This window comes from Yunchengibacter salinarum (assembly GCF_037658235.1).
Classification (GTDB): domain Bacteria; phylum Pseudomonadota; class Alphaproteobacteria; order Sphingomonadales; family Kordiimonadaceae; genus Yunchengibacter; species Yunchengibacter salinarum.
This window is the reverse complement of record NZ_JBBJLN010000009.1, coordinates 44,271-70,365: the sequence shown is the minus strand read 5'-3', so window position 1 is coordinate 70,365 and position 26,095 is coordinate 44,271. Positions and strand designations below refer to the sequence as shown.

The window sequence follows — 26,095 nt, the reverse complement described above, 5'->3', positions numbered from 1 at the left end:
TCAATCTTTACGGAGAAAAGAAAATGGCATTTCGTCCGCTCCATGACCGCGTTCTTGTGAAGCGCGTGGAAAGCGAAGAAAAGACGGCAGGCGGCATCATTCTGCCGGACACCGCCCAGGAAAAACCCAGCGAAGGCGAAGTGATCGCCGTGGGCGATGGCGCCAAGGCCGAAGACGGCAAGGTCACCCCGCTGGATGTGAAAAAGGGTGACAAGGTTCTGTTCGGCAAGTGGTCCGGCACCGAAGTGAAGCTGGACGGTGAAGACCTGCTGATCATGAAGGAATCCGACATTCTCGGGATCATCGGCTAAAGGCTGCTGGTCCTTTCCATCTCATGGTCCTGACCGTGACGCCCTTGACCGGTGCGCCGATCGGGACCGGCCTCAAGGGAACAGTCCCCCACGGGGGAAAACCATTTCAAGGAGTGCCAAATGGCTGCAAAAGAAGTGAAATTCGACGAAGATGCCCGCAAGGCGATCATGCGCGGCGTGGATACCCTGGCCAATGCGGTCAAGGTGACGCTGGGCCCCAAGGGTCGCAATGTGGTGCTGGACAAGTCTTTCGGTGCCCCGCGCATCACCAAGGATGGCGTGTCCGTTGCCAAGGAAATCGAACTGAAGGACAAGTTCGAGAACATGGGCGCGCAAATGGTCAAGGAAGTGGCCAGCCGCACCAATGACATTGCGGGCGACGGCACCACCACCGCCACCGTTCTGGCCCAGACCATCGTGCGCGAGGGCATGAAGTCCGTTGCCGCGGGCATGAACCCGATGGACCTGAAGCGCGGTATCGACCTGGCCACCCTGAAAGTGGTTGCCGCCCTGAAGGAGCGCAGCCGCGAAGTGGAAACGTCCGGTGAGATCGCGCAAGTGGGCACCATTTCCGCCAATGGCGAAAAGGAAGTGGGCCAGATGATTGCCGATGCCATGGAAAAAGTGGGCAAGGAAGGCGTCATCACGGTCGAGGAAGCCAAGGGCCTGGAAAACGAGCTGGAAGTCGTTGAAGGTATGCAGTTCGACCGTGGCTATCTCTCCCCCTATTTCGTCACCAATGGCGAAAAGATGACCACGGAGCTGGAAAACCCGCTGATCCTGCTGCACGAGAAAAAGCTGTCCAACCTTCAGCCCATGCTGCCGCTGCTGGAAAGCGTGGTGCAGAGCAACCGTCCGCTGCTGATCATCGCCGAGGACATTGAAGGCGAGGCCCTGGCCACGCTGGTGGTCAACAAGCTGCGCGGCGGCATGAAAGTGGCTGCCGTGAAAGCACCGGGCTTCGGTGATCGTCGCAAGGCCATGCTGGAAGACATCGCCGTTCTGACCGGCGGTCAGGTTGTCAGCGAAGACCTGGGCATCAAGCTGGAAAATGTCACCATCGACATGCTCGGCTCCGCCAAGAATGTGAACATCACCAAGGACGAGACCACCATCGTCGATGGTGTGGGCGAGCAGGACGATATCCGCGCCCGTTGTGAGCAGATCAAGGCACAGGTCGAGAACACCACCTCCGACTATGACAAGGAAAAGCTGCAGGAGCGCCTGGCCAAGCTGTCCGGCGGTGTGGCCGTTATCCGCGTCGGCGGTGGTTCCGAGATCGAGGTGAAGGAACGCAAGGACCGCGTGGACGATGCCCTGCACGCCACCCGCGCCGCGGTGGAAGAAGGCATCGTGCCCGGTGGCGGCACGGCTCTGCTGGCCGCCATCGTCGCGCTTGAAGGCGTGGAAGGCGAAAATGATGATCAGCGCAAGGGCGTGGACATCATCCGCACCGCGCTGAGCGGCCCGATTCGCCAGATCGCCGAAAACGCCGGCGTGGACGGCGCCGTCGTGGTCGGCAAGCTGCTGGAAGCCAACAAGGACAATTACGGCTTTGATGCCCAGAACGAAGAATACACCGACCTGGTGGCCAAGGGCATTATCGACCCGACCAAGGTTGTCCGCACCGCGCTTGAAGATGCGTCTTCCGTGGCCGGTCTGATGATCACCACCGAAGCCATGGTCGCCGAAATCCCGGAAGAGAAATCGTCCGGCGGTGGCGGTGACATGGGCGGTATGGGCGGCATGGGTGGCATGGGCGGCATGATGTAATCAGCCGACCCGACCCCTGTGCTGGCCTGATATGCCAGCCTTTCTTCAGCCCCGGAGCGTGCCGCGCTCCGGGGTTTTTGGTTTTTCAGCCATCTTGATTCCCTTTATGGGACAGAACCTTGCGAGAAATGCGCTGCGGGCGCACTTTTTTTCTCGCCATGCGGGATTTGTCATATTAGGTTCGCCCCGTTGACCAGCGATTGTCACAGGAGCCGGCATAATGCCCGCACATGATTGCCTGCGCACCCATATGGGGAAAGGCGCCGCCTTTGGCAGCCCGGCCCCGTTCCGCCGCTCGGCGCGACGATGACGCGCGGGCGCCGGATTCCCGCCTGACCGGGACCCCCTGCCGCCCGCAGGCTGAACCTGTTTCGAATATTTCAGTTTTCCCGGCCCGTTGCCCCTGCGGCGCGGGCGCCTGTGAAAGTCGCTTTCCATGGATATGATCGATCGTGAATGGGCGGAGGATGGCCCCGCCATCGAAGCCCTGCTGGACAGAAGTTTCGGTCCCCGGCGGCAGACCCTGTCGTCCTATGCGCTGCGTAGCGGCTCGCCCTTCTATCATCTGGGCCGCGTGGCGCGGGATCATGACCGGCGCATGGTGGGTGCCGTGCGTTTCTGGCCCGTAATGGTGCAGGACAGCCTGAATGGCAGGCAGTTCACGGCGCTGCTGCTCGGCCCGCTTGCCATCGACCCGTCCCGGCGCGGGCAGCGGCTGGGCCGTGCGCTGATGCGGGCCGCGCTGAGGGCCGTGGATGAGGACGGCGACTTTGACTGTGTGCTGCTGGTGGGCAGCCGCGCCTATTTCGAACCGCACGGCTTCCGCCCGGTTCTGCCGCGTTATGTGACCCTGCCGGGCAACCGGGATGCGGATCGGTTGATGGTGCGCCATGGCCGGTCCGGCAATCCGATGCCCGCGGTGGGGCAACTGGTGCCGCGCCTTGGTCGCGTGCCGGAACAACGGGCCGAAACCCCGGCGCCCGCGGCCTGTACCGCCAGCCGATAGGGCGGTACCGGGCGAGCCGGGAAGCAAAGGTGGGCCACGGGGGGTTTTCCCGGCGGCCTTCTGCCCTCATATAATGGGAAATCACCTTTATGTGAGGAGAGTCGCCACATGACCGCCGCCCGCAGCCTTAATGACATCATGGCGGAGATCGGCACGCAGTCCCGCCCGCCGGTGCATCGCTGGAATCCGCCCTTTTGCGGCGATATCGACATGCGCATCGCCCGTGACGGACGCTGGTTCTATATGGGCAGCCCGATCGGGCGGCAGCGCATGGTCAAGCTGTTCGCCAGCGTGCTCAGAAAGGATTCGGATGGCGGAACCTATCTGGTGACCCCGGTGGAAAAGCTGGGAATCACCGTGGACGATGCGCCCTTCACCATTGTTCGGCTGGACCGTCACGAAACGGCGGACGGCCCGGTGATCACCGCCACCACCAATCTGGATGAACAGGTGGTGCTGGATGACGAACATCCCCTGTGGGTGCATCATGACGATCAGGGCCAGCCACGCCCTTATGTGCGGGTGCGGGACCGGCTGGACGGCCTGCTGGTGCGATCCGCCTTTTATGACCTGGTGGCCATGGCCGAACCGGAGCGCCATGCGGACGGCGACCATCTGATGGTGGACAGCGCGGGCGCCCGCTTCGACCTGGGCTGCGTGGAGGCGGTCGAGGCATGACCAAGGCGGCCACGCCCCATGCCAACGCGGATGGCGCTCTGCATTCCTGGTTGCAGGCGGCGCTGCGACCCGGTAATCCGGCGGCGCGATCGGTGCGCTCGGATGAAGACCTGATGGCGCCGGAAGAGGCGGTGATGCTCGGCGTGGACAAGCGCCCTCCGGTTCATCGGGCGGCAGTGCTGGTGCCGTTGGTCGATCGCGCCGCGCCCAGCGTGCTGCTGACCCGTCGGGCGGATCACCTGTCCAAACATGCCGGGCAGGTGGCCTTTCCCGGTGGCCGCATGGACCCGGAAGACCCCGATCCGGTGCTGACCGCCCTGCGGGAGGCTGAGGAGGAGGTGGGCCTGCATAGGCATGATGTGACGGTCTGCGGCCGACTGGACCGGTACCGCACGGGCACGGGGTTCCACGTTACGCCGGTGGTCGGCGTGGTGCCCGCGGATCGGCCCCTGCACCTGGACCCCGGCGAGGTGGCGGAAGCCTTCGAGGTGCCGCTCGGCTTTCTGATGGACCGCTCCCGGCACAAGCGCCGAACCGTGGCCTGGCGCGGTCGCCGCCGGACCTTTTTTACAATAGACTATGAAGGTCGTACCATCTGGGGCGCGACGGCGGCCATGCTGGTCAATCTGTGCGATGTTCTGGAGACGACGCCCCGGCGCCGTCTTGGCGGCCCCGGCGCGGGAACAGCGTCTGACGTGCCCGGCGACTCGCGGGGGAAGGAATTACCATGAGTGCCATTGTGTTGCGGATTGTCCTGTTGCTGGTGCCGGTGCTGGCGCTGCTGTTCTGGTTGCGCTGGCTGTCCCGGAAGACCGGTGATGAATCCGAAAAGGCCGCCGAGGTCAGGCGTCTGCGTCTGGTGCTGCTGGGGCTTCTGGTCGTGGGTCTGGGGGCCGGGCTGGGTCTGTATCTGAGCGACGACAACAGCGGCGACCCCAGCACCACCTATGTGCCGTCCCGCGTGGAAAATGGCGAACTGGTGCCGGGCCGCTTCGAGGAGAGCAAACCGGAGCAGGGCGCCAATGGCACGGGCGCGGCCACCGCCTCTGGCGAGCCGCGCGGCGCGGGCGCGGACGAGGGCGAAGGCATTGATGACGGCGCCACCGAGCAGGACGATAATGGCGACGGCTGAGGCCGACGCGCGGCCCGGCTGGCTGGATTGGCCGGTCTGCCGGGCATTGGTGGACGGGCTGGGCGAAGCGCATCTGTGTTTTGTGGGCGGCGCGGTGCGTGACCATCTGCTGGGCCTGACGATCGAGGATGTGGATGCCGCCACGGACCTGACCCCCGACCGCGTGATGGCCGCCCTTGACGGGGGTGACGCCAAGGTAATCCCCACCGGTCTTGACCATGGCACGGTCACCGTGGCGCTTGGCGGGCGGGCGGTGGAAGTCACCACGCTGCGCCGGGACGTGAAAAGCCATGGGCGCCGGGCGGACGTGGCCTTCACACGGGACTGGGAAGCCGATGCCCGGCGCCGGGATTTCACCATGAACGCCCTGTATATGTGCCCGGATGGCCGGCTGTATGATCCGCTGGACGGCGCGTCGGATCTGGCGGCGGGCCGGGTGCGCTTCATTGGCGACCCGATGGACCGCATCCAGGAAGATGCCCTTCGCCTGTTGCGATATTACCGGTTTCTCGCCCGGTTTCCGGCCGGTGCCGTGTGCGCGGACTCTCGGCGCGCGGCGGCGGCGCACCCCGCCTTGCTGGACGGGCTGTCCCGCGAGCGGATCGGGGCGGAAACCCGCAAGCTGCTGGCCGCGCCCGACCCGTCGCGGGCGGTGGCTTTCATGGCTGAGGACGGTCTGTGGCCCCATGTGCTGGGGGACGGGGCCAGCCATCTTGATTTTGCGGGTTTTGATCGCCTGATGGCGGCTGACCGGATGGCCGGGGGCGCGGGGCCAGGCCCGGCGCTGGCCCGGCTCGCCGTGCTGGCGGGCGGTGCGGCGGCGCCGGTGGTTGCCTTGAAACGGGCGCTGCGCCTGTCCAATCGGGAGGAACGGGGCCTGGCGGCCTGCGTCGCGGCGCTGGCGGCGGACGAGGCGCTGGATGGCCCGGACGCGCCGGGGGTGACGGGTGCCATGCGGCGCCTTTTATACCGGTTCGGGCGGGACGCCGCCAATCTGGCGGTGCGGATGCAGCTTGGCGGCGCGGGCGGCCTGGCGGCGATGCTGCACCGGCTGAACGGGCTGGATACACCGGTTCTGCCCGTGACGGCACGGGATCTGATGGCCCGGGGCGTGCCCAGGGGGCCGACACTGGGGGACAGGCTGGCCGATCTGGAGCGGCACTGGCTGGATGCGGGTTGCCGCCCCGACAGGGCGGCGCTGCTGAGCCTGGTGGATCAGGAATCGGGGTCCGGCGCGGTCAGCCGGTAGCGCACCGCATACCCCAGATGGTCGGACAGGGGCCTTCCCTCGAAGTAGCCGCGAAAGGTGCGGGCCACGTGCACGGGGCGGAGATTGAGGGCCGCCCCGGCACGCATGAAGTGCTTGTCATTGGTCTGCATACGCACTTCGGGCGGGCTTGTGTCGTCCGCAAGGGTGCAATCCGGCAGCGCCAGAGTGCATTGGCGGCCCACATCCCGCACCGTGATGGTCTTGCGGAAGGTGCGGTAGCGCGGCACCGGGCGGACATTGAAATCCCCCGCGAGCACGAGCGGGTGTTCGCTGCCGCGCCCTTTCAGGAAGCGGGCCAGAATATCCACCTGTTTCGTGTGTGCGGCGCGGGAAACCGCTGCCGGAACACCGCTGGACCCGTGCGAATTGAAATGGCTGGTGACAACATCGATCAGGCCGCCATCATCCGGCAGGCGCAGCCGGGCCATCAGAATGGATTTGTTGGCGAAACAATCCAGCCCGGCGCAGGCGGAATCGAAGGTGGTGAAGCGGGCTTCCATCACCGGCAGTTCGGACAGGATGTAAAGGCCGCTGTTGAGCGGTGTTCCGGTATCCCCCTTTACGCCCACCGCATCCAGCACGGCATCCAGCACCTTGTTGCCGGGAGACGCACCACCCGCCCGGCGACCGGGGCCGCGCACCTGAAACGGGAAGCCGGCTTCCGCAATAAGCGCCCGAACGCGGGGGTCGAAGGCTTCCTGCAACAGAACCACCTGGGGGCGGTCCCGATCTTCATGCAGGCGCGCCAGGCGCTTCCCGATTTCGGTCATGCGGCGGGACAGCCCATCCCCCGGCAGGGCGGGCAGGGCGTTCACATTATAGCTGAGGATATCCACCTCAAGGCCGTCCGCTGCGCTGACTTCCTGACCCGGTAGGGGTGTCAGCCCGGCCAGAGCCAGGATCAGCGCCCCCGCCCCCGGTAGAGCGCCCGCACGGCGACGGGGCGCGGCTGTGCGCCCCTGACGGCGGCGGGGACGGGCGATCGAGCGTAAAAGGGGTGCAATCCGGTTCATGGTGTTTTCCAGCGATGGCACGATGCCATAACGATACCCGCCTTAAGGGCGCATGACAACCATTGGTGCAGCCACGGTGGTGTGTTCCGGGATCAGCGGGCGGCGTCATAGTCCGCCTTGAGGCGGGCTACCAGATCGGCCACGCTGGGGCTGTCCGTGATCTGGCCCACGCCCTGACCGGCGGACCACACTTCCTTCCACGCCGCCTTGGACCCGCCGCCGCGGGCGTTTTCCTCCCCGAAGCTGGGCTTGTCCTTCAGGGGTTGGCCGGTTTCCGGGTCCAGCCCCGCCTGTTCCAGGCTGCGCTTGAGGAAGTTGCCCCGGATGCCGGACACCTTGTCCGTATAGACGATGTCGGCGCTGCCGTCCTGTTCGATCATCTGCCGATATGCCTGATCCGCCGCGCTTTCGCGGGTGGCGATGAAGCGGGTGCCCATATAGCTGAAATCCGCCCCCAGCACTTCCGCCGCGCGCACGGCGCGCCCGTCGGACAGGGTGCCCGCCAGGATAATGGTCTTGTCGAAGGCATCTTTCAGTTGCGGGATGAAGGTGAAGGGGTTCATCAGCCCGGCATGGCCGCCCGCGCCCGCGCACACGGCGATGATGCCGTCCACGCCCGCCTCGGCGGCCTTATAGGCGTGCTTCATGTGAATCACGTCGTGGAACACCACGCCGCCATAGCCATGCACTTTTTCCGCGATGTCGCCGGGGTGGCCCACGCTGGTGATCACCAGCGGCGGCTGATGTTCGAGAACCAGGTCCAGGTCATCTTTCAGGCGGGTATTGGTGGGGTGCACGATCAGGTTCACGCCCCAGGGCGCGGCGTCGCCGCTGTCGCTTTCGGCCTTGATGTCCGCCATCCACTGGTCCAGCGCCTCAAGCGGGCGGGCGTTCAGGCTGGGAAAGGTGCCGATCACCCCGGCCCGGCAGGCGGCCTTGACCAGTTCCGGGCCGGAAACCAGAAACATCGGTGCGGCGATAACGGGCAGGCTGAGCCCCCGTTGCAGAATGGATGGAATGGCCATGAACCCCTCCCTGTTGACTGGCCCCGCGATCTGGACCCGATGGGGCCATTTTTGGACCGCAAAGTCCAGTATTTTTCATGCCTTCGTGCCGGGCGCGTGATTCCGTGCGATTCAGGGCCACTTGGCTTCCGGCGGCAGGGACATGAGGATGGCATCCACATTGCCGCCGGTTTTCAGCCCGAAGGCGGTGCCCCGGTCATAGACAAGATTGAATTCGGCATAGAGCCCGCGATAGCGCAACTGTTTCTCCCGCTGGGCGTCGGTCCAGTTCAGGCCCATGCGGCGGCGCACCAGTTCGGGATAGACCTCGGCAAAGGTGCTGCCAACATCGCGGGTAAAGGCGAAGTCGTGGTCGAATCCGCCGCCTTCATCCGCGCTGTTCAGATAGTCATAGAAGATGCCGCCCTGACCGCGCGGGCGCTTGCGATGCACAATGTAGAAATAGTCGTCGCACCATTTCTTGAAGCGCTCGTAATAGCCGCTGTCGTGTCGGTCGCAGCAGGCGCGCAGCGCGGTGTGAAAGGTTTCCACATCGTCATCGAAGGGCAGGGGGGCGTTCAGGTCCGCACCACCGCCGAACCAGCTTTTCGTGGTCACGATGAAGCGCGTGTTCATGTGGACGGCGGGCACCAGCGGGCTGTTCATGTGTGCCACCAGTGACACGCCGGTGGCGAAGAAGCGGGGGTCCTGCTCGGCGCCCGGAATATTGGCGGCGAATTCGTCCGAGAATCGGCCATGCACGGTGGAGATGTTCACCCCCACCTTTTCGAACACGCGCCCGCCGCGCATGATCGACATGACCCCGCCGCCGCCATCGCTGCCATCGTCATTCACCCTCGGCCAGGCCGTGCGCTCGAACCGGCCCGGTGCCGGGGCGTCCGCCACATCCGGCATGTTGGCGGCGTGCGCGTCCTCAAGCTGCTCAAAGGCATCGCAAATGCGGTCCCGCAGGGTGCGGAACCAGTCCGCCGCCTGGGCTTTCCGCTGATTGATGGACTGCTGATCCAGGGCTGGGCTATGGGTCATCTGGGCGTATCCTTTCCGGTTTGTCTGAGCGCTTCGCCGAGCACCATGGCGGCAGCCACTGCCACATTGAGCGAACGGGCGCCAGCGGCCATGTGTATCCGCGCGCGCGCATCGGCGCGGGCGTGCACATCTTCCGGTACGCCACCCGATTCCCGGCCCACCATCAGTACGTCGTGCGGCCCGTAGTCCAGCCCGGTATAGCCGGTTGCGGCGTCGGTTGTCAGCAGGATCAGCCGCCCGCCGGTCGCCGCGCGGTGGCCGTCCAGCCAGCGCCAGAATGCCGCATCGTCCAGATGGTGGCGCAGGTCCACATCATCCACATAGTCGAGGCCATAGCGCCGCACCGCCCGCCGGGAAAAGGGGAAGCCCGCAGGCTCGATCACGTGCACCGCCACGCCCAGGCAGGCGCCCAGGCGAAGCATTGTGCCCGTATTGGGCGGCTGGTCGGGTTGGTAAAGCGCCAGATGCATGGCTGTGACGCTAGCCGGAGGCCGCGCGCGCGTCCATCCTCTAATCGGGGAAAACGGGCGCGGAGCCACTGGCGGATCGGCCCGGATGCGACAGGATTGCCCTTGCTCTTTCAGTCGTGCGCGACTACACACGGGCAAATTCGTCGCTTTTTGACCCCCTTGGGGGACTTTGCCCCTTGCAGGGGGTGGGGGCGGCGGGTATGGCAAGTCAATGTACGGGGCCGGGGCCTGCCTGACCGGGCAGGGTATTCCGCCGGGGCGAAGCGGGCCCGGTTCCACGTGCGGGATCATGTGCCGCTTTAGGGATGGACAGATGAGCGCAAAGCAAGAAACAGCAAACGGGGACGGTGGCACCAGCCGCCGGGACTTCCTGCATGTGGCCACGGCCGGGATCGGTGCCGCGGGCGCCGGCGTGGCCATATGGCCCTTTATCCACCAGATGAATCCGGCTGCCGACACCATGGCGCTGGCATCCATTGAGGTGGATCTCAGCCAGATCGAGCCTGGAGAGGGTGTCACCGTCATGTGGCGCGGCAAGCCGGTTTTCGTGCGCCATCGCACCGAGGCCGAGATCGAGCGCGCCCGCCTGGAGGACACGGAAGACCTGCCCGATCCGCAGCCCGATTCCGCGCGGGTCAAGGAAGGCATGGAAAAATGGCTGGTTGTAATCGGTATATGTACCCATCTGGGCTGCGTGCCCAAGGGCACCAAATCCGGCGAGCAACAGGGCGAATATGGCGGCTGGTTCTGCCCCTGCCATGGCTCGCACTATGATACCAGTGGCCGTATCCGCAAGGGTCCGGCGCCGGAGAACCTGGAGGTGCCGCAATACGCCTTCCTGAACGACACCACCATCGAGATCGGTTAGAAAGGGTTTCGGCATGGGACAGGGAAAGCCTTTTACTCCCAAAAACAAAGCGGTGAAGTGGTTTGACGAGCGTCTGCCCATCTTCTCCCTGCTGCATGGTTCGCTCGGTGCCGGTTACGGCGCCCCGCGCAATCTGAACTATTTCTGGAACTTCGGTTCCCTGGCCGGTCTGATGCTGGTGGTGCAGATCGTCACCGGCGTCGTGCTGGCCATGCACTACACCCCGCACACGGACCTGGCCTTTGCCAGTGTTGAGCGCATCATGCGGGACGTGAACTATGGCTGGCTGCTGCGCTACATGCACGCCAACGGGGCCAGCATGTTCTTCATCGTGGTTTATATCCACATCTTCCGCGGGCTGTATTACGGTTCCTACAAGGCGCCGCGGGAAGTGCTGTGGATGCTGGGCCTGGTGATCCTGTTGCTGATGATGGCCACCGCCTTCATGGGCTATGTGCTGCCCTGGGGGCAGATGTCCTTCTGGGGGGCGACCGTGATCACCAAGCTGTTCTCGGCCATACCACTGGTGGGGGACAGCATCGTGCAACTGCTCTGGGGCGGCTTCTCGGTCGATAACCCCACGCTCAATCGCTTCTTCAGCCTGCACTATCTGCTGCCCTTCGTGATCGCGGGCGTGGTGGTGCTGCACATCTGGGCGCTGCATCTGCCGGGGTCGAACAATCCCAAGGGTATCGAGGTGCAGGGGCCGCAGGATCAGGTGCCGTTCCATCCCTATTACACCATCAAGGATGCGTTCGGCGTATTCGTGTTCCTGATCTTTTTCGGGCTGTTCCTATTCTTCATGCCCAACGCGCTCGGCCACCCGGATAACTATATCCCGGCTGACCCGCTGGTGACACCGGGCTCGATCGTGCCGGAATGGTACTTCCTGCCGTTCTATGCGATTCTGCGATCCATCACCTTCGATATCTCCATCATGGGCGTGACACTGATCCCGGCCAAGCTTCTGGGCGTGATCGCCATGTTCGGCGCGATCATCGTGCTGTTCTTCCTGCCCTGGCTGGATACGTCCAAGGTGCGCAGCGGTAATTACCGCCCGGTCTTCCGGGTCTTTTTCTGGGTGCTGGTGGTGGATCTGGTGCTGCTGACCGTGGTGGGCGGCAAGAAGCCGGAAGGCATCTGGCCCACGCTGGGGCTGATTGGCACGGCGTATTATTTCCTGCATTTCCTGGTGGTCCTGCCGATCCTGGGCAAATGGGAAACGACGCTGCCGCTGCCGAAGAGCATTTCCGCCCCGGTAACGTCCACGCAACCGGCCGAGTAAGAGGACGATCGACATGAATTGGTTGAAAAGCGTAGCTGCGGGCATGACCGCTGTTGTGGGCCTGACCACCGGGGTTCTTGCCGCCGGGGATGCCAAGCATCCCAAGCAGCTTGAGTGGGAGATGGAGGGGCCGTTCGGCACCTTCGACAAGGCATCCGCCCAGCGCGGCTGGCAGGTGTACCGCAATGTGTGTGCAAGCTGTCATTCCCTGAAATATTTCCGCTTTCGGAACCTGAAAGGGATAGGATACGGCGACAAGATGATCGAGGCGTTCGCCGCGGAATACACCGTGCCCGGCGGCCCGGACGAGTTCGGGGACCCCACCACGCGGGACGCCCTGCCGCGGGACAGCTTTCCGTCGCCCTATCCCAACGAGCAGGCGGCCCGTGCCTCCAATGGCGGGGCCCTGCCGCCGGACCTGTCCCTGATGACCAAGGCGCGTCATGACGGGATCAATTATCTTTATAGCCTGCTGAGCGGCTATGAAGAGGCCCCGGCGGATGTGACGCTGCCCGTTGGCAAATATTACAATCCCTATTTCCCCGGCAAGGCGATCTCCATGCCCGCGCCGCTGATGGAAGGGATTGTCACCTATGAAGACGGCACCGAAGCCACGGTGGACCAGATGGCCCGTGACGTGACCACTTTCCTTCATTATGTGGCCGAGCCCAAGATGGAGGACCGCAAGCGTACCGGCATCGCGGTTCTGCTGTTCCTGGCCGTCATGGTGGTGCTGAGCTATCTGTCCATGAAAAAGATCTGGAAGCCGGTCAAGGAAGGCCGCAACGTGATGGACGAGGAATAGGGGCACGCCCCTGTTCTTCAGGCACGCGCAGGTTTGAATAAAAAAGCCGCGCTCCATAACAGGGGCGCGGCTTTTTGTTCGTGCGCGGGCAGGTGGAAACTCAGGCCCGCGAACCCGATGCGTGTGTCAGCGGCTGTTGATGTGGCGCATCACGGCGTCCTTGTCGTCCGCATCCACGATGTTCAGCAGCACTTCCCAGAAGCCGGCCACCGCTTCCGGCCCGGCTTCGCGGTATGCTTCCGCCAGTCGCCTGCGCTGGCGCTCGAACAGGTCTTTTTCAAAGGCGCGGCCCTTGTCGGTCAGGTATAGCAGGCGCTGGCGCCGGTCCTTCAGGCCGGTTTCCTGGCGGATATAGCCCACATCCACCAGATGGCCGAGCACGCGCGACAGGCTCTGCTTGGTGATGCGCAGGATGGACAGCAGGCCGGAGACGGTGGTGCCGGGATTGCGGCCCACGAAATACAGCACCCGGTGATGGGCGCGTCCGAAGCCTTCCTGCGCCAGAATTTCATCCGGGTCTTTGGTGAAATCCCGATAAGCGAAATAAAGCAACTCGATGCCGCGGCGCAGCTCCTCCTCCCGGAGATAGAGATTGGCTTGGGGCATATGCTTCAAAACCATAGGTCGAACGCCGTTTCCTGCTGATTTATACGTCAAGTGTGTTGACACATATGATGCATAATGTTACCGGATGCAAGTGCATTTATGGCATAAAATTATCAAAATGTCGGTCGAGAGAGATATAAAATGGCTGAAACCAAGGCAGCGCAGACTCCGATCCTGTGGATGAATGGCGCATATGTCACCGAGGAAAGCGCAGAGATATCCGTGCTGACCCATGCACTGCATTATGCCTCTGCCGTGTTCGAGGGGCAGCGCGCCTATAATGGCCGGATTTTCAAGCTGGCGGAGCATACCCGCCGCCTGTTCGAGTCGGCCCGGCAACTGGATATGCCCGTGCCTTACGGCGAGGCGGAAATCAACGAGGCATGTGAGCGCCTGCTGGAGGTGAACGGCCTGCGGGACGCCTATTGCCGTCCGATCCTGTGGCGCGGGTCCGAATCGCTGGGCGTGTCGGCACGCAAGAACCGGGTGAATGCGGCCATCGCCGTGTGGGAATGGCCGTCCTATTTCGCGCCGGAAGCCCGCATGAAGGGTCTGCGCCTGATGATGTCGGACTGGCGGCGCCCGGCGCCGGACATGGCGCCCGTTCACGCCAAGGCGGCGGGGCTCTACATGATCTGCACGCTGTCCCGCCATGCGGCGGAGGATGCGGGCTATGACGATGCCCTGATGCTGGATTATCGCGGCCAGGTGGCGGAAGCCACCGGCGCCAATATCTTTTTCGTCAAGGATGGCGTTCTGCACACGCCCACGGCGGATTGCTTTCTGGATGGCATCACCCGCCAGACGGTGATCTCGCTGGCACGCCACCGCGGCATCAAGGTGGTGGAGCGTGCCATCATGCCGGAGGAAATGGCTGATTTCGAGCAAGCCTTCCTGACCGGCACGGCGGTGGAGGTCACCCCGCTCAGGGAAGTGGGGCCATATAATTTCGAGGTGGGCGAACTGACCCGCACCCTGATGGCGGATTATGACGCCGTGGTTCGGGACACCACCGAGCACCGCCAGGCTGTTTAAAGCGGCTTTGCAAGGGGCGGGGCAGGCGGCTTTTGCTTCTGCGGGGCCGCCCCACCCGTCTGCCTTTCGGGCGCTGCTCAGGCCTGTTCCGTGGTTCGCTGCCCGGCGCCTTTCTGTCCGTGATGATCCTGATGAGCGGCGGGGCCGCGCAGGCGGCTTTCCCGGATTGCCTTCACCAGCCCCGTGAGCGCCTTTCGCAGCCGGTCATTGGGCAGGTCTTCCAGCGCCGACAGCCCTTCCGCCAGGTCGTCCCCTTCGGTGATCATGGTCTCCACCGGGGGCAGGCCGTCGAAGAAGTCGCCCACCGGCATTTGCAGGATATGACTGAGCATGTAAAGCCGACCGGCGGAGAGCCGGTTCAGGCCGGATTCGTATTTCTGAACCTGCTGATAGGCGATCCCCAGCAGGGCCGCCACATCCTGCTGGCTGAGGCCCAGTGCCAGCCGTCGTTGTCGCAGGCGTTGCCCCACATGGCGATCCACACGCCCGGCGCGGCGGGCCTGGTTATCGGGGCGCTGGCCCGCTTCCGGCGCGCTGGCCTGTACGGTTTCCGGGTTGGTCTTGATCATGGGTCGCATGTCCTCTTTACTGGTGGTCACGGTGGCCCAATCCCTGCTGGCAGATGGCCCCTGGCTGTGCTACATGGGGCCACGTTCGGCGCGAGGGTGTACCGGCGAGCAGGTCTGGCTGGGCCGCCAAGTCTTTACACCTTTTTGTTGTGCTGAACATAAGTTTTAAATCCAGCGGTGGTCATCCACCCTAGGAGCCGTCGTGCGAATTGCAAGCGCGCAAGTCTTGAGCGCGCGGGACGAGGGAGAGCCCGAACCTATGCGGACCTTGGTTTCTGTCATCACTGCCCGTCACCATGCCCGCCTGCTGGGGCTGGCGCTGTTGTTGGGTTTGACCGCCTGTTCGGGGGACGACCCGGATCGCTATGTGGCCCGCGACGTGGAGGTGATCTACAATCTCGCCAAGGACAATCTGGAGCGGGGTAATTACAAGCTGGCCGCCGCCGCCTTTGACGAGGTGGAGCGGCAGCATCCCTATTCCATCTGGGCGCGGCGGGCGCAGCTCATGGCTGCCTATTCGAACTATATGGCCAATCAGTACGAGGACTCGGTGCTGGCGGCGGAACGTTTCCTGTCCCTGCATCCGGGTAATCGCCAGGCGCCCTATGCCTATTATCTGATCGCGCTCAGCCACTATGAGCGCATCACGGATGTGCGCCGGGATCAAAGCCAGACGCATCAGGCGCGCGATGCCTTGCGCGAGGTGATCCGCCGCTATCCGGGTACGGAATATGCGCGCGATGCCCAGCTCAAGCTGGACCTGACCAATGATCACCTGGCCGGCAAGGACATGGAGGTGGGCCGCTTCTATCTCAAGCGCAAGGAATATCTGGCCGCGGCCAAGCGCTTTTCAAGCGTGATCCAGAATTACCAGACCACCAGCCATGTACCGGAAGCCCTGCACCGACTGGTGGAGGCGTATCTGGCCATGGGGGTCATGCCGGAAGCGCGCAAGACCGCCGCGGTGCTGGGCCATAACTATCCCGGCACGAAATGGTATGAACATTCCTATCGCCTGCTCGAAGAGCGGCAGTTGCGCCCCGCCACGGAGGTGGACCCCTCCATTTTCGACGTGCTGCTGCCTTTTTAAGCCGGTCGGGGCGTTGCCCCCCACCCTGGAGGGAGGCCCATCAGCGTGCTGACATCCCTCAGCATTCGGGACATTGTCCTGATCGAAAAACTGGATCTCGGCCTGGATGCGGGCCTGACCGTGCTCACCGGGGAGACCGGCGCCGGCAAGTCCATCCTGCTTGATGCGCTGGGGCTGGCCACCGGGGCGCGGGCGGATCGGGCGCTGGTGCGTGCCGGGGCGGACAAGGGCCGCGTTATCGCCGAATTCTCGCTGTCCCCGGACCATGCCGCCGTGCGCCTGCTGGAAGAGGCGGATCTGGAAAACGGTGACGGCCAGATGCTGCTGCGCCGTCAGGTGTCGGCGGATGGGCGCAGCCGGGCCTGGATCAATGACCAGCCGGTAAGCCTGACCCTGTTGAAAGCTGTGGGCGAAAGCCTGCTGGAAGTGCACGGCCAGTTCGATGATCGCGGCCTGCTGGACCCGGCGGGACACCGCGCTCTTCTGGATGATTACGGCAATCTCGGCCCGCTGGTGACGGCGGTAAGCCGTGCATATGGCGATCTTGCCGATGCCCGCGCGGCGGAGCGGGACGCCCGCGCCGCGCTGGAAGATGCCCGGCGTGATGAGGAATTTCTCCGTCATGCCGTGGCGGAACTGGCCGATCTGGCGCCCGAACCGGGGGAGGAGGAGGCGCTCGCGGATCGGCGCGCCTGGATGATGCAGGGCGAAAAGGTGATGGCGGACCTGACCGCCGCGCTGGGCGAACTGATGGGCGACGGCGGCGTGGAGGCGGCGCTGCGTGCCGTCATGCGTCGCTTCGAGCGGGCCGATCAGACCCTTGCCGAAAAGGTCACCCCGGCGCTTGAAAGCTTTGAACGGGCCAGTATCGAGATCGGGGAGGGCGTACAGGCACTGGAGGCGCTCAGGGACGCGCTGGACTTTGACCCCGGTGACCTGGAACGCACGGAAGAACGCCTGTTCGAACTGCGCCGTCTGGCCCGCAAGCATGATTGCCTGGGTGATGATCTGCCTGCCCTGTATGACGACCTGTCCGCCCGGCTGGCGGCGCTGGATGCGGGCGACGAGACCGTGCGCCGCGCCGAGGCCCGCACGCAGGCGTGCTTCAGCGCCATGGAAGAGGCCGTCCTTGCTCTGCGCGCCGCCCGGAAGGCCGCCGCCGACCGCCTGGATGCGGCGGTCAATGTGGAACTGGCGCCATTGCGGCTGGAAAAGGCGGCGTTTCGCACTGCCCTTGCGGATTTGCCCCCGGAACGATGGGGGCCGAGCGGCGGCGACGGCGTGGTGTTCGAGGTGCGGACCAATCCGGGCAGCGATTTCGGGCCCATGAACAAGGTGGCATCGGGCGGCGAGCTGGCCCGGTTCACCCTGGCGCTGAAGGTGGTGCTGGCGGCCACGGGCAGCGCCCCGGTGCTGGTGTTCGACGAGGTGGACAAGGGCATAGGGGGCGCCACCGCCGACGCGGTGGGGGAGCGCCTGCATCGCCTGACCGGCGCGGCGCAGGTGTTGGTGGTCACGCACAGTCCGCAGGTGGCGGCGCGCGGGGACTGTCATTACCGCATCGCCAAAAGCGACAATGGCCGCGTAACCCGCACCGACGTGGCGGCCCTGAACCCGGATCACCGGCTGGAGGAGATCGCCCGTATGCTGTCCGGCGCCACCGTGACGGACGAGGCCCGCGCCGCCGCCCGCCGTCTGTTGACCTGACCCTGACCCGCCGAGGATTTCCCCATGCCGGATGCCAGCGAGCGCCCCGTTGAAGACCTGAGCGAGAAAGACGCCGCCCGCGAACTGGCGCGGCTGGCCATGGACATTCGCTATCACGACCAGCGCTATCACGGCGAGGACGCGCCGGAGATCAGCGACGCCGCCTATGACCGGCTGGTGGCCCGCAATGCTTTGATCGAGACGCGCTTCCCCCATCTGGTGCGGCGGGACAGCCCGTCGAAACGGGTGGGCGCGGCCCCCAGGGCGGACCAGTTCCATACAGTCACCCATGCGGTGCCCATGCTATCCCTGTCCAATGCCTTCAATGATGGGGATGTGGCCGAATTCGTGGATCGGGTTCGGCGCTTCCTGTCCCTGGCCGACACGCCCGCCTTTACCGCCGAGCCCAAGATCGACGGGGTATCGCTGACCGTGCGCTATGAAGCCGGGAAAATGGTGCAGGCCGCCACCCGTGGCGACGGCGTGACCGGCGAGGATGTGACCGCCAATGCCCGCACCATCGCCGACATTCCCGAACGCCTGAACACGGGCTCGCCCCCCGCCATCATGGAGGTGCGCGGCGAGGTTTATATGGAAAAATCCGCCTTTGCCGAGTTGAACGAACGTCAGGCGGAAAAGGGTGCCAAAACCTTCGCCAATCCGCGCAATGCGGCGGCGGGTTCGCTGCGCCAGTTGGACAGCGCTATCACCGCCGACCGGCCCCTGCGGTTTTTCGCCTATGCCTGGGGGGAGACCAGCGCGCCCCCGGCGGAGACCCAGATGAACGCCATTCGCCAGCTTGGCCAGTGGGGCTTTCGCACCAACGACCTGATGATCCGGTGCGACAGCGTGGAAGCGCTGATCGTGGCCTATGAGCGGATCGAGGCGGCGCGCGGCGATCTGGACTATGACATTGACGGCGTGGTTTACAAGGTGGACCGGCTGGACCTTCAGGAACGGTTGGGCTTCAAGGCGCGAGACCCCCGCTGGGCCATCGCCCACAAATTTCCGGCGGAAAAGGCCACCACAAAGGTGACAGCCATTGATGTTCAGGTGGGCCGCACCGGCAAGCTGACCCCCGTGGCCCGGCTGGAACCGGTCACGGTGGGCGGCGTGGTGGTGTCCAACGCCACCCTGCACAACCGGGATGAGATCGCGCGGCTGGATGTGCGGGTGGGGGACAGCGTGGTGATCCAGCGCGCGGGCGATGTGATCCCGCAGGTGGTGGCGGTCAATGTGGACAAACGGCCCGATGGCGCCGACCCCTATGCGTTTCCCAAGCAATGCCCGGAGTGCGGCTCCGAAGCGGTGGCGGAAGAGGGTGAAGTGGATGTGCGCTGCACCGGTGGCCTGATCTGCCCGGCCCAGCGTGTGGGGCGGCTCAGGCACTTCGTCTCCCGCTCGGCTTTCGACATTGAAGGCATTGGCGAAAAGCAGATTCAGCAGTTCTTCGAGCGCGGCTGGATTAACGAACCCGCCGATATCTTCCGCCTGTCGGAGACCTCCCAAAAGGCGGAAAAGCCGTTGCACCAATGGGAGGGCTGGGGCGAGAAATCCGCCGACAATCTGTTCCGCGCGATCGAGGCCCGTCGCACTATTCCCATGGATCGCTTTCTGTTCGCGCTGGGGGTGCGGCGTCTGGGGCTGGAAACCGCGCGGCTTCTGGCGCGTCATTTCGGCGATATGGACACGTTGCGCCAGAGTCTGGACCGCGCCGCCGCGGGCGAGGCGGACGCCATGGAAACGCTGCTCGGCATTGACGGTATAGGCAAGGTGGTGGCGGACACGCTGGTGGCCTTTTTCCACGAACCCAGAAACCGTGATCTGGTGGACAATCTGCTGACGGAAGTGACGGTGGCGCCGGTGGCCCGCCCGGCGGGGGACAGCCCGCTTTCCGGCAGGACCATGGTTTTCACCGGCACCATGACCGTTATGTCCCGCGCCGAAGCCAAGGCCCGCGCGGAAAGCCTGGGTGCCAAGGTGACCGGGTCCGTGTCCGCCAAGACCGATTATCTGGTGGCGGGGCCGGGCGCCGGGTCCAAGCTGAAAAAGGCGGAAAGCCTGGGGGTGACGGTGTTGGATGAAGACGCCTGGATGGCCCTGAGCGGCCAGAACGGGGCGTTGCCCGCCGGGAACGGCGATGGTGCCTGATCCGCTGTTGGCGGCGTTGTTGCTGGCGGGTGCGGTGGCCCTGCTGATCGGCCTTGTTCTGGTGCCCGTTCTGCGCACCGGCGTGCCGCCCATGCCCAGCAGCCGGGCGGAAAAGGCCGCGCTGATGACCCTGTTGCCGAGGCAACATGACGGCCTGATCGTGGATCTGGGCGTGGGGTGGGGCGGTTTGCTGGCCGATGCGCTCAGGCGCTGCCCTGAGGCCCGCGGTCTGGGGGTGGACATTTCCCCCCTGCCGCTGATGGTGGCCCGGCTCAGGTTCGCCCGTCAGCCCCGCGCCCGCCTGATGCGGGTGGAAGCGGGCCGCTTTCTGGTACGAAACCCGTTCACCGGGCAGGGGCCGGTTGTGCTGCTGCTGTTTCTGGGGCCCGCCATGATGACCCGCCTTGCGCCGGACCTGCGAGCCGCCCTGCCGCCCGGCTCCCTCGTTCTGTGCAACGCCTTTGCCCTGCCGGGATGGACCCCGGAAACCCGGCTTGAACTGGGCGACGGCCTGACGACGCGGCGGATTTATCGCTATCGCGTGCCGGGCAACGCATCCGCCTGAGCCATGCGTTCTGTGCATGGCTGTAATGCACTTTTACCGCTACAAAGGCGTCATCTCCCACCCTATATGCTGCCTTGTCGGATGGCCGACACAGATGCGAGGACGGGTTCCGCTGCGCCAGCAACCGCCGACCAGTGAACCGCCCCCGAATTTCCCGGATACCCAGATTTGCAGGAGTTCGTCCCGTGACTCACCCTTTGACCCGCAGCCAACTGGAAGATTTCATCGCTTCCGGCGTACCGGTTCTCAATGACATGCCCGCCGCGCGCCCCGTTCAGGAACGCCGCGGACTGCGTGGCCTGATCAGCGACATTTTCTATACCGACGGCTTTACCGAGCTGATGGTGGAATTCGGCGCCATGGCCCCGATCGAGCCCACCGGCGCCGGTGTGATGCCCCGCCTTGGCCGCTTTATGGACAGTATTCGCCTGGTGCGCCCGGCGAATCTGGGCGGCCTGATGCCCCGGCGCCCGATCGGCGCCTGAGCGACCGGACTTTGCGCCGACCTTGCCGATGGCAGGGCCGGGCTCTGCCCCGACTGGCCCGATCAGGCTTCTTTCAGGAGCACGGCAAGCCAGTCCCCTCTGATAATGCGATCAACTGGTTTCAGTCCTCGCGCGCCATAGGCCGCGAGGACTTTTTTTTCCTGCGTGACCAGCAGACCGGACAGCATTACCTGGCCGCCCCTGGCCAGCGCGTCGGCAATGGCGGGGGCCAGCATGACCAGCGGCCTGGCCAGAATGTTCGCCATGATCAGGTCATAGGGGCCGTCCTCGGCAAAGGCCGGGCCGGTGAGGCCATCGGCGGCCAGCGTGGCGATGCCCCCCGCGGTCGATCCCGCCGGTCGGGATGCGCACCGGTTCTGGTCGATATTGGCCTGTGCTACATTGACGGCGGTGGGGTCTATATCGCTGGCGAGAATCCGGGCATCCCGCCACAGCTTGTGGGCGGCCAGCGACAACACGCCGGACCCGGTGCCCACATCCAGAATCCGACCGGGGGACTCGCCCCGTTCGGCCATGCGGTCCAGCAGTTCCAGGCAGCCGCAGGTGGTTTCGTGGCGCCCGGTGCCGAATGCCTGGCCCGCCTCGATATGCAGATTGATGGTGTCGTCCGGGCGCTTGTCGGCGTCATGGGCGCCATAAATGAAAAACCGCCCCGCGCTGACCGGATGCAGCAGTTTCTGGCTTTCGCTCACCCAGTCCCGATCCGGCACGGGGGCCAGTTCGAACGGGCGCCCCTCGGCGCCTGCGGCGGCCAGCAGGGCATCCAGATAGCCCGCCGCGGGCGTGCCGGTGAAGAACAGGTCCACGCGCCAGTCTTCCCCGGTGCTGTCGTCTTCCGTGGCGCTCAGGGGGTCGAAGGCGGAAATGGTGGGGGGCGGGGCGTTGAACCGCTCGGCCACCGTATCCACCACCGCTTCCAGTGCTTCCGCCTGTGCCGGTGGCAGGGTGCCGGTCGCACACCAGACCGTTTCGGTCTCGCTCATTGCCATATTCCTTGTATTACGCCTCATCCGCCGGGCGCACAAAGCTGTCCATGACCCGCTTTTCGCCCGATTTATCAAATGAAATCAATAGTTTGTGCCCGGCCACATCAATCACTTCACCATATCCGAACTTGTCATGGAAGACTCGCTCCCCCACCGCCAGCGTGCTGATGCTTTCCCGTTTGGGCGCACGCGGGGTAACAGGGCGGGCCCGCGCCGCCCGGCGCTCCGCCCGCTGCCAGCCGGGGCCGTATTTGCTGCCGCCGCCGCGCACCAGATTGTCGATGCCGCCAAAGGCGTCCGCCTCCTCTATGCGGGGGGCGGTATTGCCGTACACGCCGCTGGCCGCGTTCATGGATACATGCTCGCCGGGCAGTTCGTCGATGAAACGGCTGGGCAGATTGTTCTGCCACTGGCCGAACACCTGCCGGTTCGCGGCGAAGAACACATGGGCCTGCCGCCGGGCACGGGTCAGCGCCACATAGGCCAGCCGCCGTTCCTCTTCCAGCCCCGCCGTGCCGCTTTCATCCAGCGCGCGCTGGTTGGGAAAGACGGTCTCTTCCCAGCCGGGCAGGAAGACGGTGTGAAATTCCAGCCCCTTGGCACCGTGCAGGGTCATCAGGTTCACCTTGTCGGCGGTGGCGTTCTCTTCGTTTTCCATGACAAGCTGGATATGTTCCAGGAACCCGGCCAGGCTGTCGAATTCGCCCATGGCGGCCACCAGTTCCTTCAGGTTTTCCAGCCGCCCCTTGGCATCGGGCGCGGTGTCCTTCTGCCACATGGCACTGTAGCCGGATTCCTCCAGCACCACTTCCGCCAGTTCGCTGTGCGTGTGGGTGTGCAGCAGCGCCCGCCAGCGGTCCAGGTCTTCCAGAAAGGCGTTCAGGCTTTTGCGGGTCTGCGGGCGCAATTCATCCAGCGTGGCCAGTTGGCGGGCGGCGCGTGTCATGGAGACCCCGTGGGCGCGGGCCAGCTTGTGCAGCCTTTGCAGGCTGGTGGCGCCGATGCCGCGCTTGGGCACATTGATGATGCGCTCAAAGGCCAGGTCGTCGTCTTCCTGCATGATCAGGCGGAAATAGGCCAGCGCGTCCCGGATTTCCCGGCGCTCGTAAAAGCGCGGGCCACCGATCACCCGATAGGGCAGGCCAATCTGGATCAGGCGCTCTTCCACTTCCCGCATCTGGAAGGAGGCGCGCACCAGCACGGCCACATCATTGAGCGTGGCGCCGCCGCGCTCCATCTCCTCCAGCATGTGGCCGATGCTGCGGGCTTCCTCATGGGCATCCCAAACGCCGTGGATCTGCACCCGTTCCCCGTCGCCGTCCTCGGTCCACAGGGTTTTTCCCAGCCGCCCTTCATTGCCCGCGATCACCGCCGACGCGGCGGCCAGAATATGGCCGGTGGAGCGATAATTCTGTTCCAGCCGCACGGTTTTCGCGCCGGGAAAATCCTGTGCAAAGCGCAATATGTTGCCCACTTCGGCGCCGCGCCAGCCATAGATGGACTGGTCATCGTCCCCCACGCAGCAGATATTGCGTGCCTCGCCACTGCCGGTGCGCCGGGCCAGCAGGCGGAGCCAGAGATACTGCGCCACATTGGTATCCTGATATTCGTCCACCAGAATGTAGCGGAAGCGGTCCTGATAGCGGCCAAGCACGTCGTCATGGGTCTGAAACAGGGTGATCACATGCAACAGAAGATCGCCGAAATCCACCGCATTGAGCACTTTCAGCCGGTCCTGATAGGCGCGGTACAGCGCCACGCCCCGGCCATCGGCAAAGGCGTGGGATTCCGATGCGGGCACCGTGTCCGGCGTGATGGCCCGGTTTTTCCAGCGGTCGATCAGCCCGGCCAGTTGGCGGGCGGGCCAGCGTTTGCTGTCCAGCCCCTCGGCGGCCAGCAACTGTTTCAGCAGCCGTATCTGGTCGTCTGTGTCCAGAATGGTGAAATCGTGGCGCAGGCCGGCCAGTTCCGCATGGGCGCGCAGAATGCGGGCGCAAAGGGCGTGAAAGGTGCCGATCCACATGCCTTCCACCGGGCGGCCCAATGACTGTTCCACCCGGCGCTTCATTTCGCCCGCCGCCTTGTTGGTGAAGGTGACCGCCAGCACTTCCTGTGGCCGGGCCAGGCCCTGGCGCAGGATATGGGCAAGCCGGGTGGTCAGCACGCGGGTCTTGCCCGTGCCCGCGCCCGCCAGCACCAGCAGCGGACCATCGGTGGACAGCACCGCTTCCCGTTGCTGGGCGTTGAGCCCGGTCAGATAGGGCGGTTCCGTCGCCGGGGGCGGGGGGCTGTCCAGGTCGCTCATGTCAAAGGGGTCATCGCTCATGGCGCCCCTCATAGCACCATGGGCGGGCGGGCAAAAGCCCCACGCGCACCCATCGCGTCACGGATCAGGCGCGGCGGCTCGAATCAAAGGCCCCGGTCCTCGCCCTGCGCTTCGAGCAGGGCCTTGTTATAGGCTTCCAGCACATGGCGATAGCGCACCAGCCCGGCGACGGTCCCGGTTTCCCGGTCCACCACGGGCAGCACATCCTCTCCGGTGGTTTCCATCGCCGTCAGCGCATGGCCCAGCGGCTCGTCGCTATACAGGTGGGGAACGGTGGGGCGCATCAGGCTTTCCACGGGCTGACCGTCACCGGTGCCGTTTTCCAGCAGGGCGTGCGGCATATCGGTAAGGGCCAGCATTCCCGCCAGCCGGCCACTGCTTTCCAGCACTACCATTTCGCCACCGCCCCGGCTCAGCAGATGCGCGCGGGCTTCGGACAGGGGCGTGTCCGTGGTGATGGTGGTGAAATCGCGTGTCAGATGCCCTTCCACGGTTTCCGACCGCAGCAGGAAGGTGGCCCGCCCGCCGGTCAGTTCCATGCCCTTTTCCCGAAGCTGCATGTGGAACAGCGAGCCATGAACGAACAGTCGGGCGGTCATGCTGGCCACCGCCGAGGCCACCATCACCGCCAGCGCCACACTGTAGTCGCCGGTGATCTCGAACACGATCAGAATGGTGGAAATGGGAGCGCCCAGAACCGCGCTCGCCACCGCGCCCATGCCCACCACGGCATAGAGCGACGGGGCGGATGTCACCATGGGAAGCCCGCCTGCAAGATGGCCGAAGGCGCCGCCCAGCATGGCCCCCAGGAACAGGGACGGGCTGAACACCCCGCCGCCGAACCGGAACAGGAAGGATGCCCAACTCGCCACCAGCTTCACGCTGATCAGGGTCAGCAGCAGGGCCAGGCCATAGCCGCCGGTGAGCGCGGTATGCGTGGCCTCATACCCCACCGAGAGCACTTCCGGGTGGACCATGGCGATAAAGCCCACCACCAGGCCGCCAAGCGCCGGTTGCAGCGCCAGCGGTATATGGCGGGCAATGGGTTTTTGCAGCCGCTCTATGGCGATCAGGCCGCGCATGAACAGCACGGCGAGCCCCGCCGCCAGCACGCCCAGCAGCACGAAGGCGGGAAACTCCCAGAAGGTGGCGATCATCTGGTCGGTGATCTGGAAAGCGCGGAAATTGCCCAGATGGGCATGGCTGACAAGGGTACCCGCTATGGCCGCGATGACAATGGGTGCGAAAGTGTGCAGGGCATAGTGCCCGATGATCACCTCAAGCGCGAAAAAGACCCCGGCAATGGGGGCATTGAAGGATGCCGCCACCGCCGCGGCCACGCCGCAGCCCAGCAGGGTGCGCCCGATGGCGGGATTGAGCCTGGCCAGTGCCGTGAGCCGGGCGGCCAGTGTGGCGCCCAGATGGACCACCGGGCCTTCCCGCCCGGTGGAAGCACCGCTGCCCAGGCTGGTGATGGTCACCGCCGCGCTGAACAGGCCGTCCCGCAGGCGGATGCGGCTGCCATGCAGGGCGGCGGCCTCGATCACATGGGGCACGGCATGGGCCTTGTGGCCGGGCAGGAAACGCAGCAATTGTCCCACCACCAGTCCGCCCAGCACCGGCACGGCCAGAATCTGCCATGGGCTGAGGCCGGCGGCGCGTGTGGCCAGTTGGGCTTCATTGGCGCCGAAGCCCAGCACCAGAAGAAAGTCGATGGCCAGATAAAAGCCGATGGCGGCGAAGCCCGACACCGTGCCCATTATGGCGGCGAGCCCCAACAGCAGCCAATGTTCCATGGCAGGGCGACGCAGCCAGCGGGTCAGCCGGGCGCGCCAGCCCGCCGCGGCGTCGCCGCCGTCACCGGTTTGTGCCGTCATGAGCCCCTCATCACG

25 protein-coding genes are annotated in these 26,095 nt (G+C 65.0%); 16 read left to right on the top strand and 9 right to left on the bottom strand.

The window, feature by feature from the left end; translation table 11 throughout:
* Nucleotides 1-23: 23 nt before the first annotated feature.
* The 7 genes from groES to WGH93_RS10845 all read left to right on the top strand — a co-directional run bounded on the left by groES (nucleotide 24) and on the right by WGH93_RS10845 (nucleotide 6,149).
* Nucleotides 24-311: a co-chaperone GroES gene (gene groES, locus WGH93_RS10875; protein WP_374764914.1), complete on the top strand. Its 288-nt coding sequence runs from the start codon at nucleotides 24-26 to the stop codon at nucleotides 309-311.
* Between the two features lie 120 nt (nucleotides 312-431).
* The gene (groL, locus tag WGH93_RS10870; RefSeq protein WP_374764913.1) at nucleotides 432-2,084 is read left to right on the top strand and encodes a chaperonin GroEL; all 1,653 of its coding nucleotides are present in this window, start codon (nucleotides 432-434) and stop codon (nucleotides 2,082-2,084) included.
* A 436-nt stretch (nucleotides 2,085-2,520) separates the two neighbouring features.
* Nucleotides 2,521-3,090, top strand: a complete 570-nt coding sequence (locus WGH93_RS10865; RefSeq protein ID WP_374764912.1) for a GNAT family N-acetyltransferase — start codon at nucleotides 2,521-2,523, stop codon at nucleotides 3,088-3,090.
* Nucleotides 3,091-3,198: 108 nt separating this feature from the next.
* Complete coding sequence (locus WGH93_RS10860) at nucleotides 3,199-3,768, top strand: DUF1285 domain-containing protein (protein WP_374764911.1); 570 nt, start codon at nucleotides 3,199-3,201, stop codon at nucleotides 3,766-3,768.
* A complete protein-coding gene (locus WGH93_RS10855) occupies nucleotides 3,765-4,499 on the top strand; it encodes a CoA pyrophosphatase (RefSeq protein WP_374764910.1) in 735 nt (244 codons plus the stop codon). Before WGH93_RS10860 ends, WGH93_RS10855 begins: the two co-directional genes overlap by 4 nt.
* Complete coding sequence (locus tag WGH93_RS10850) at nucleotides 4,496-4,900, top strand: hypothetical protein (RefSeq protein ID WP_374764909.1); 405 nt, start codon at nucleotides 4,496-4,498, stop codon at nucleotides 4,898-4,900. Before WGH93_RS10855 ends, WGH93_RS10850 begins: the two co-directional genes overlap by 4 nt.
* Nucleotides 4,887-6,149, top strand: a complete 1,263-nt coding sequence (locus tag WGH93_RS10845; RefSeq protein WP_374764908.1) for a CCA tRNA nucleotidyltransferase — start codon at nucleotides 4,887-4,889, stop codon at nucleotides 6,147-6,149. Before WGH93_RS10850 ends, WGH93_RS10845 begins: the two co-directional genes overlap by 14 nt.
* Here the strand turns inward: WGH93_RS10845 and WGH93_RS10840 are convergent.
* The 4 genes from WGH93_RS10840 to WGH93_RS10825 all read right to left on the bottom strand — a co-directional run bounded on the left by WGH93_RS10840 (nucleotide 6,116) and on the right by WGH93_RS10825 (nucleotide 9,704).
* On the bottom strand, nucleotides 6,116-7,183 hold the full coding sequence (locus WGH93_RS10840; protein ID WP_374764907.1) for an endonuclease/exonuclease/phosphatase family protein: 1,068 nt from the start codon (nucleotides 7,181-7,183) through the stop codon (nucleotides 6,116-6,118). The genes WGH93_RS10845 and WGH93_RS10840 overlap by 34 nt on opposite strands.
* 92 nt (nucleotides 7,184-7,275) lie before the next feature.
* Nucleotides 7,276-8,208, bottom strand: coding sequence for an NAD(P)H-dependent flavin oxidoreductase (locus WGH93_RS10835; RefSeq protein ID WP_374764906.1), 933 nt, complete (start codon nucleotides 8,206-8,208; stop codon nucleotides 7,276-7,278).
* A gap of 111 nt (nucleotides 8,209-8,319) precedes the next feature.
* Complete coding sequence (gene hemF / locus WGH93_RS10830) at nucleotides 8,320-9,234, bottom strand: oxygen-dependent coproporphyrinogen oxidase (RefSeq protein WP_374764905.1); 915 nt, start codon at nucleotides 9,232-9,234, stop codon at nucleotides 8,320-8,322.
* Nucleotides 9,231-9,704 (bottom strand): tRNA (cytidine(34)-2'-O)-methyltransferase, encoded by a 474-nt coding sequence (locus WGH93_RS10825; protein ID WP_374764904.1) that lies wholly within the window; start codon nucleotides 9,702-9,704, stop codon nucleotides 9,231-9,233. The genes hemF and WGH93_RS10825 overlap by 4 nt, the downstream gene beginning before the upstream one ends.
* A gap of 313 nt (nucleotides 9,705-10,017) precedes the next feature.
* Between WGH93_RS10825 and petA the strand changes: the two genes are divergently transcribed.
* The 3 genes from petA to WGH93_RS10810 are packed head-to-tail and all read left to right on the top strand — an operon-like array spanning nucleotide 10,018 to nucleotide 12,662.
* Nucleotides 10,018-10,572, top strand: coding sequence for a ubiquinol-cytochrome c reductase iron-sulfur subunit (gene petA / locus WGH93_RS10820; RefSeq protein ID WP_374764903.1), 555 nt, complete (start codon nucleotides 10,018-10,020; stop codon nucleotides 10,570-10,572).
* Nucleotides 10,573-10,585: 13 nt separating this feature from the next.
* Complete coding sequence (locus tag WGH93_RS10815; RefSeq protein ID WP_374764902.1) at nucleotides 10,586-11,857, top strand: cytochrome b; 1,272 nt, start codon at nucleotides 10,586-10,588, stop codon at nucleotides 11,855-11,857.
* A gap of 43 nt (nucleotides 11,858-11,900) precedes the next feature.
* Nucleotides 11,901-12,662, top strand: coding sequence for a cytochrome c1 (locus tag WGH93_RS10810; protein ID WP_374765037.1), 762 nt, complete (start codon nucleotides 11,901-11,903; stop codon nucleotides 12,660-12,662).
* Between the two features lie 126 nt (nucleotides 12,663-12,788).
* Here WGH93_RS10810 and WGH93_RS10805 read toward each other — a convergent pair whose 3' ends face one another.
* Nucleotides 12,789-13,268, bottom strand: coding sequence for a MarR family winged helix-turn-helix transcriptional regulator (locus WGH93_RS10805; protein ID WP_374764901.1), 480 nt, complete (start codon nucleotides 13,266-13,268; stop codon nucleotides 12,789-12,791).
* 141 nt (nucleotides 13,269-13,409) lie between these two features.
* Here WGH93_RS10805 and WGH93_RS10800 point away from each other — a divergent pair, with 141 nt between their 5' ends.
* The gene (locus tag WGH93_RS10800) at nucleotides 13,410-14,303 is read left to right on the top strand and encodes a branched-chain amino acid aminotransferase (protein WP_374764900.1); all 894 of its coding nucleotides are present in this window, start codon (nucleotides 13,410-13,412) and stop codon (nucleotides 14,301-14,303) included.
* Nucleotides 14,304-14,380: 77 nt separating this feature from the next.
* Here WGH93_RS10800 and WGH93_RS10795 read toward each other — a convergent pair whose 3' ends face one another.
* Nucleotides 14,381-14,902, bottom strand: coding sequence for a helix-turn-helix domain-containing protein (locus WGH93_RS10795; RefSeq protein WP_374764899.1), 522 nt, complete (start codon nucleotides 14,900-14,902; stop codon nucleotides 14,381-14,383).
* A 229-nt stretch (nucleotides 14,903-15,131) separates the two neighbouring features.
* Here WGH93_RS10795 and WGH93_RS10790 point away from each other — a divergent pair, with 229 nt between their 5' ends.
* From WGH93_RS10790 to WGH93_RS10770, 5 genes are all read left to right on the top strand, one after another.
* Nucleotides 15,132-15,962 (top strand): outer membrane protein assembly factor BamD, encoded by an 831-nt coding sequence (locus WGH93_RS10790; protein WP_374764898.1) that lies wholly within the window; start codon nucleotides 15,132-15,134, stop codon nucleotides 15,960-15,962.
* Between the two features lie 45 nt (nucleotides 15,963-16,007).
* Nucleotides 16,008-17,669 carry a DNA repair protein RecN gene (recN, locus tag WGH93_RS10785; protein ID WP_374764897.1) on the top strand — a complete coding sequence of 554 codons (1,662 nt, stop codon included), beginning with the start codon at nucleotides 16,008-16,010 and terminating at the stop codon, nucleotides 17,667-17,669.
* Between the two features lie 24 nt (nucleotides 17,670-17,693).
* Nucleotides 17,694-19,820 (top strand): NAD-dependent DNA ligase LigA, encoded by a 2,127-nt coding sequence (gene ligA / locus WGH93_RS10780; protein WP_374764896.1) that lies wholly within the window; start codon nucleotides 17,694-17,696, stop codon nucleotides 19,818-19,820.
* Complete coding sequence (locus tag WGH93_RS10775; RefSeq protein ID WP_374764895.1) at nucleotides 19,810-20,385, top strand: class I SAM-dependent methyltransferase; 576 nt, start codon at nucleotides 19,810-19,812, stop codon at nucleotides 20,383-20,385. Before ligA ends, WGH93_RS10775 begins: the two co-directional genes overlap by 11 nt.
* A gap of 185 nt (nucleotides 20,386-20,570) precedes the next feature.
* A complete protein-coding gene (locus WGH93_RS10770; protein ID WP_374764894.1) occupies nucleotides 20,571-20,870 on the top strand; it encodes a hypothetical protein in 300 nt (99 codons plus the stop codon).
* 62 nt (nucleotides 20,871-20,932) lie between these two features.
* On the opposite strand, the gene WGH93_RS10765 is transcribed toward WGH93_RS10770, so the two are convergent.
* From WGH93_RS10765 to WGH93_RS10755, 3 genes are all read right to left on the bottom strand, one after another.
* Nucleotides 20,933-21,874, bottom strand: coding sequence for a 50S ribosomal protein L11 methyltransferase (locus WGH93_RS10765; RefSeq protein WP_374764893.1), 942 nt, complete (start codon nucleotides 21,872-21,874; stop codon nucleotides 20,933-20,935).
* A gap of 16 nt (nucleotides 21,875-21,890) precedes the next feature.
* Nucleotides 21,891-24,203 (bottom strand): ATP-dependent helicase, encoded by a 2,313-nt coding sequence (locus tag WGH93_RS10760; RefSeq protein ID WP_374764892.1) that lies wholly within the window; start codon nucleotides 24,201-24,203, stop codon nucleotides 21,891-21,893.
* An 83-nt stretch (nucleotides 24,204-24,286) separates the two neighbouring features.
* Nucleotides 24,287-26,080, bottom strand: coding sequence for a chloride channel protein (locus tag WGH93_RS10755; RefSeq protein ID WP_374764891.1), 1,794 nt, complete (start codon nucleotides 26,078-26,080; stop codon nucleotides 24,287-24,289).
* Nucleotides 26,081-26,095: the final 15 nt, after the last annotated feature.

Excerpts from the sequence above, each read along its gene's own strand:
- WGH93_RS10800 (WP_374764900.1), top strand. The coding sequence starts at position 13,410 with ATGGCTGAAACCAAGGCAGCGCAGACTCCGATCCTGTGGATGAATGGC.
- WGH93_RS10825 (WP_374764904.1), bottom strand. The coding sequence starts at position 9,704 with ATGCATCTGGCGCTTTACCAACCCGACCAGCCGCCCAATACGGGCACA.
- WGH93_RS10835 (WP_374764906.1), bottom strand. The coding sequence starts at position 8,208 with ATGGCCATTCCATCCATTCTGCAACGGGGGCTCAGCCTGCCCGTTATC.
- WGH93_RS10765 (WP_374764893.1), bottom strand. The coding sequence starts at position 21,874 with ATGAGCGAGACCGAAACGGTCTGGTGTGCGACCGGCACCCTGCCACCG.
- groES (WP_374764914.1), top strand. The coding sequence starts at position 24 with ATGGCATTTCGTCCGCTCCATGACCGCGTTCTTGTGAAGCGCGTGGAA.
- WGH93_RS10850 (WP_374764909.1), top strand. The coding sequence starts at position 4,496 with ATGAGTGCCATTGTGTTGCGGATTGTCCTGTTGCTGGTGCCGGTGCTG.
- WGH93_RS10755 (WP_374764891.1), bottom strand. The coding sequence starts at position 26,080 with ATGACGGCACAAACCGGTGACGGCGGCGACGCCGCGGCGGGCTGGCGC.
- ligA (WP_374764896.1), top strand. The coding sequence starts at position 17,694 with ATGCCGGATGCCAGCGAGCGCCCCGTTGAAGACCTGAGCGAGAAAGAC.
- WGH93_RS10855 (WP_374764910.1), top strand. The coding sequence starts at position 3,765 with ATGACCAAGGCGGCCACGCCCCATGCCAACGCGGATGGCGCTCTGCAT.
- WGH93_RS10815 (WP_374764902.1), top strand. The coding sequence starts at position 10,586 with ATGGGACAGGGAAAGCCTTTTACTCCCAAAAACAAAGCGGTGAAGTGG.
- WGH93_RS10865 (WP_374764912.1), top strand. The coding sequence starts at position 2,521 with ATGGATATGATCGATCGTGAATGGGCGGAGGATGGCCCCGCCATCGAA.
- WGH93_RS10775 (WP_374764895.1), top strand. The coding sequence starts at position 19,810 with ATGGTGCCTGATCCGCTGTTGGCGGCGTTGTTGCTGGCGGGTGCGGTG.
- WGH93_RS10805 (WP_374764901.1), bottom strand. The coding sequence starts at position 13,268 with ATGCCCCAAGCCAATCTCTATCTCCGGGAGGAGGAGCTGCGCCGCGGC.
- WGH93_RS10840 (WP_374764907.1), bottom strand. The coding sequence starts at position 7,183 with ATGAACCGGATTGCACCCCTTTTACGCTCGATCGCCCGTCCCCGCCGC.
- WGH93_RS10810 (WP_374765037.1), top strand. The coding sequence starts at position 11,901 with ATGACCGCTGTTGTGGGCCTGACCACCGGGGTTCTTGCCGCCGGGGAT.
- groL (WP_374764913.1), top strand. The coding sequence starts at position 432 with ATGGCTGCAAAAGAAGTGAAATTCGACGAAGATGCCCGCAAGGCGATC.
- WGH93_RS10860 (WP_374764911.1), top strand. The coding sequence starts at position 3,199 with ATGACCGCCGCCCGCAGCCTTAATGACATCATGGCGGAGATCGGCACG.
- petA (WP_374764903.1), top strand. The coding sequence starts at position 10,018 with ATGAGCGCAAAGCAAGAAACAGCAAACGGGGACGGTGGCACCAGCCGC.
- WGH93_RS10790 (WP_374764898.1), top strand. The coding sequence starts at position 15,132 with ATGCGGACCTTGGTTTCTGTCATCACTGCCCGTCACCATGCCCGCCTG.
- WGH93_RS10760 (WP_374764892.1), bottom strand. The coding sequence starts at position 24,203 with ATGAGCGATGACCCCTTTGACATGAGCGACCTGGACAGCCCCCCGCCC.
- hemF (WP_374764905.1), bottom strand. The coding sequence starts at position 9,234 with ATGACCCATAGCCCAGCCCTGGATCAGCAGTCCATCAATCAGCGGAAA.
- WGH93_RS10845 (WP_374764908.1), top strand. The coding sequence starts at position 4,887 with ATGGCGACGGCTGAGGCCGACGCGCGGCCCGGCTGGCTGGATTGGCCG.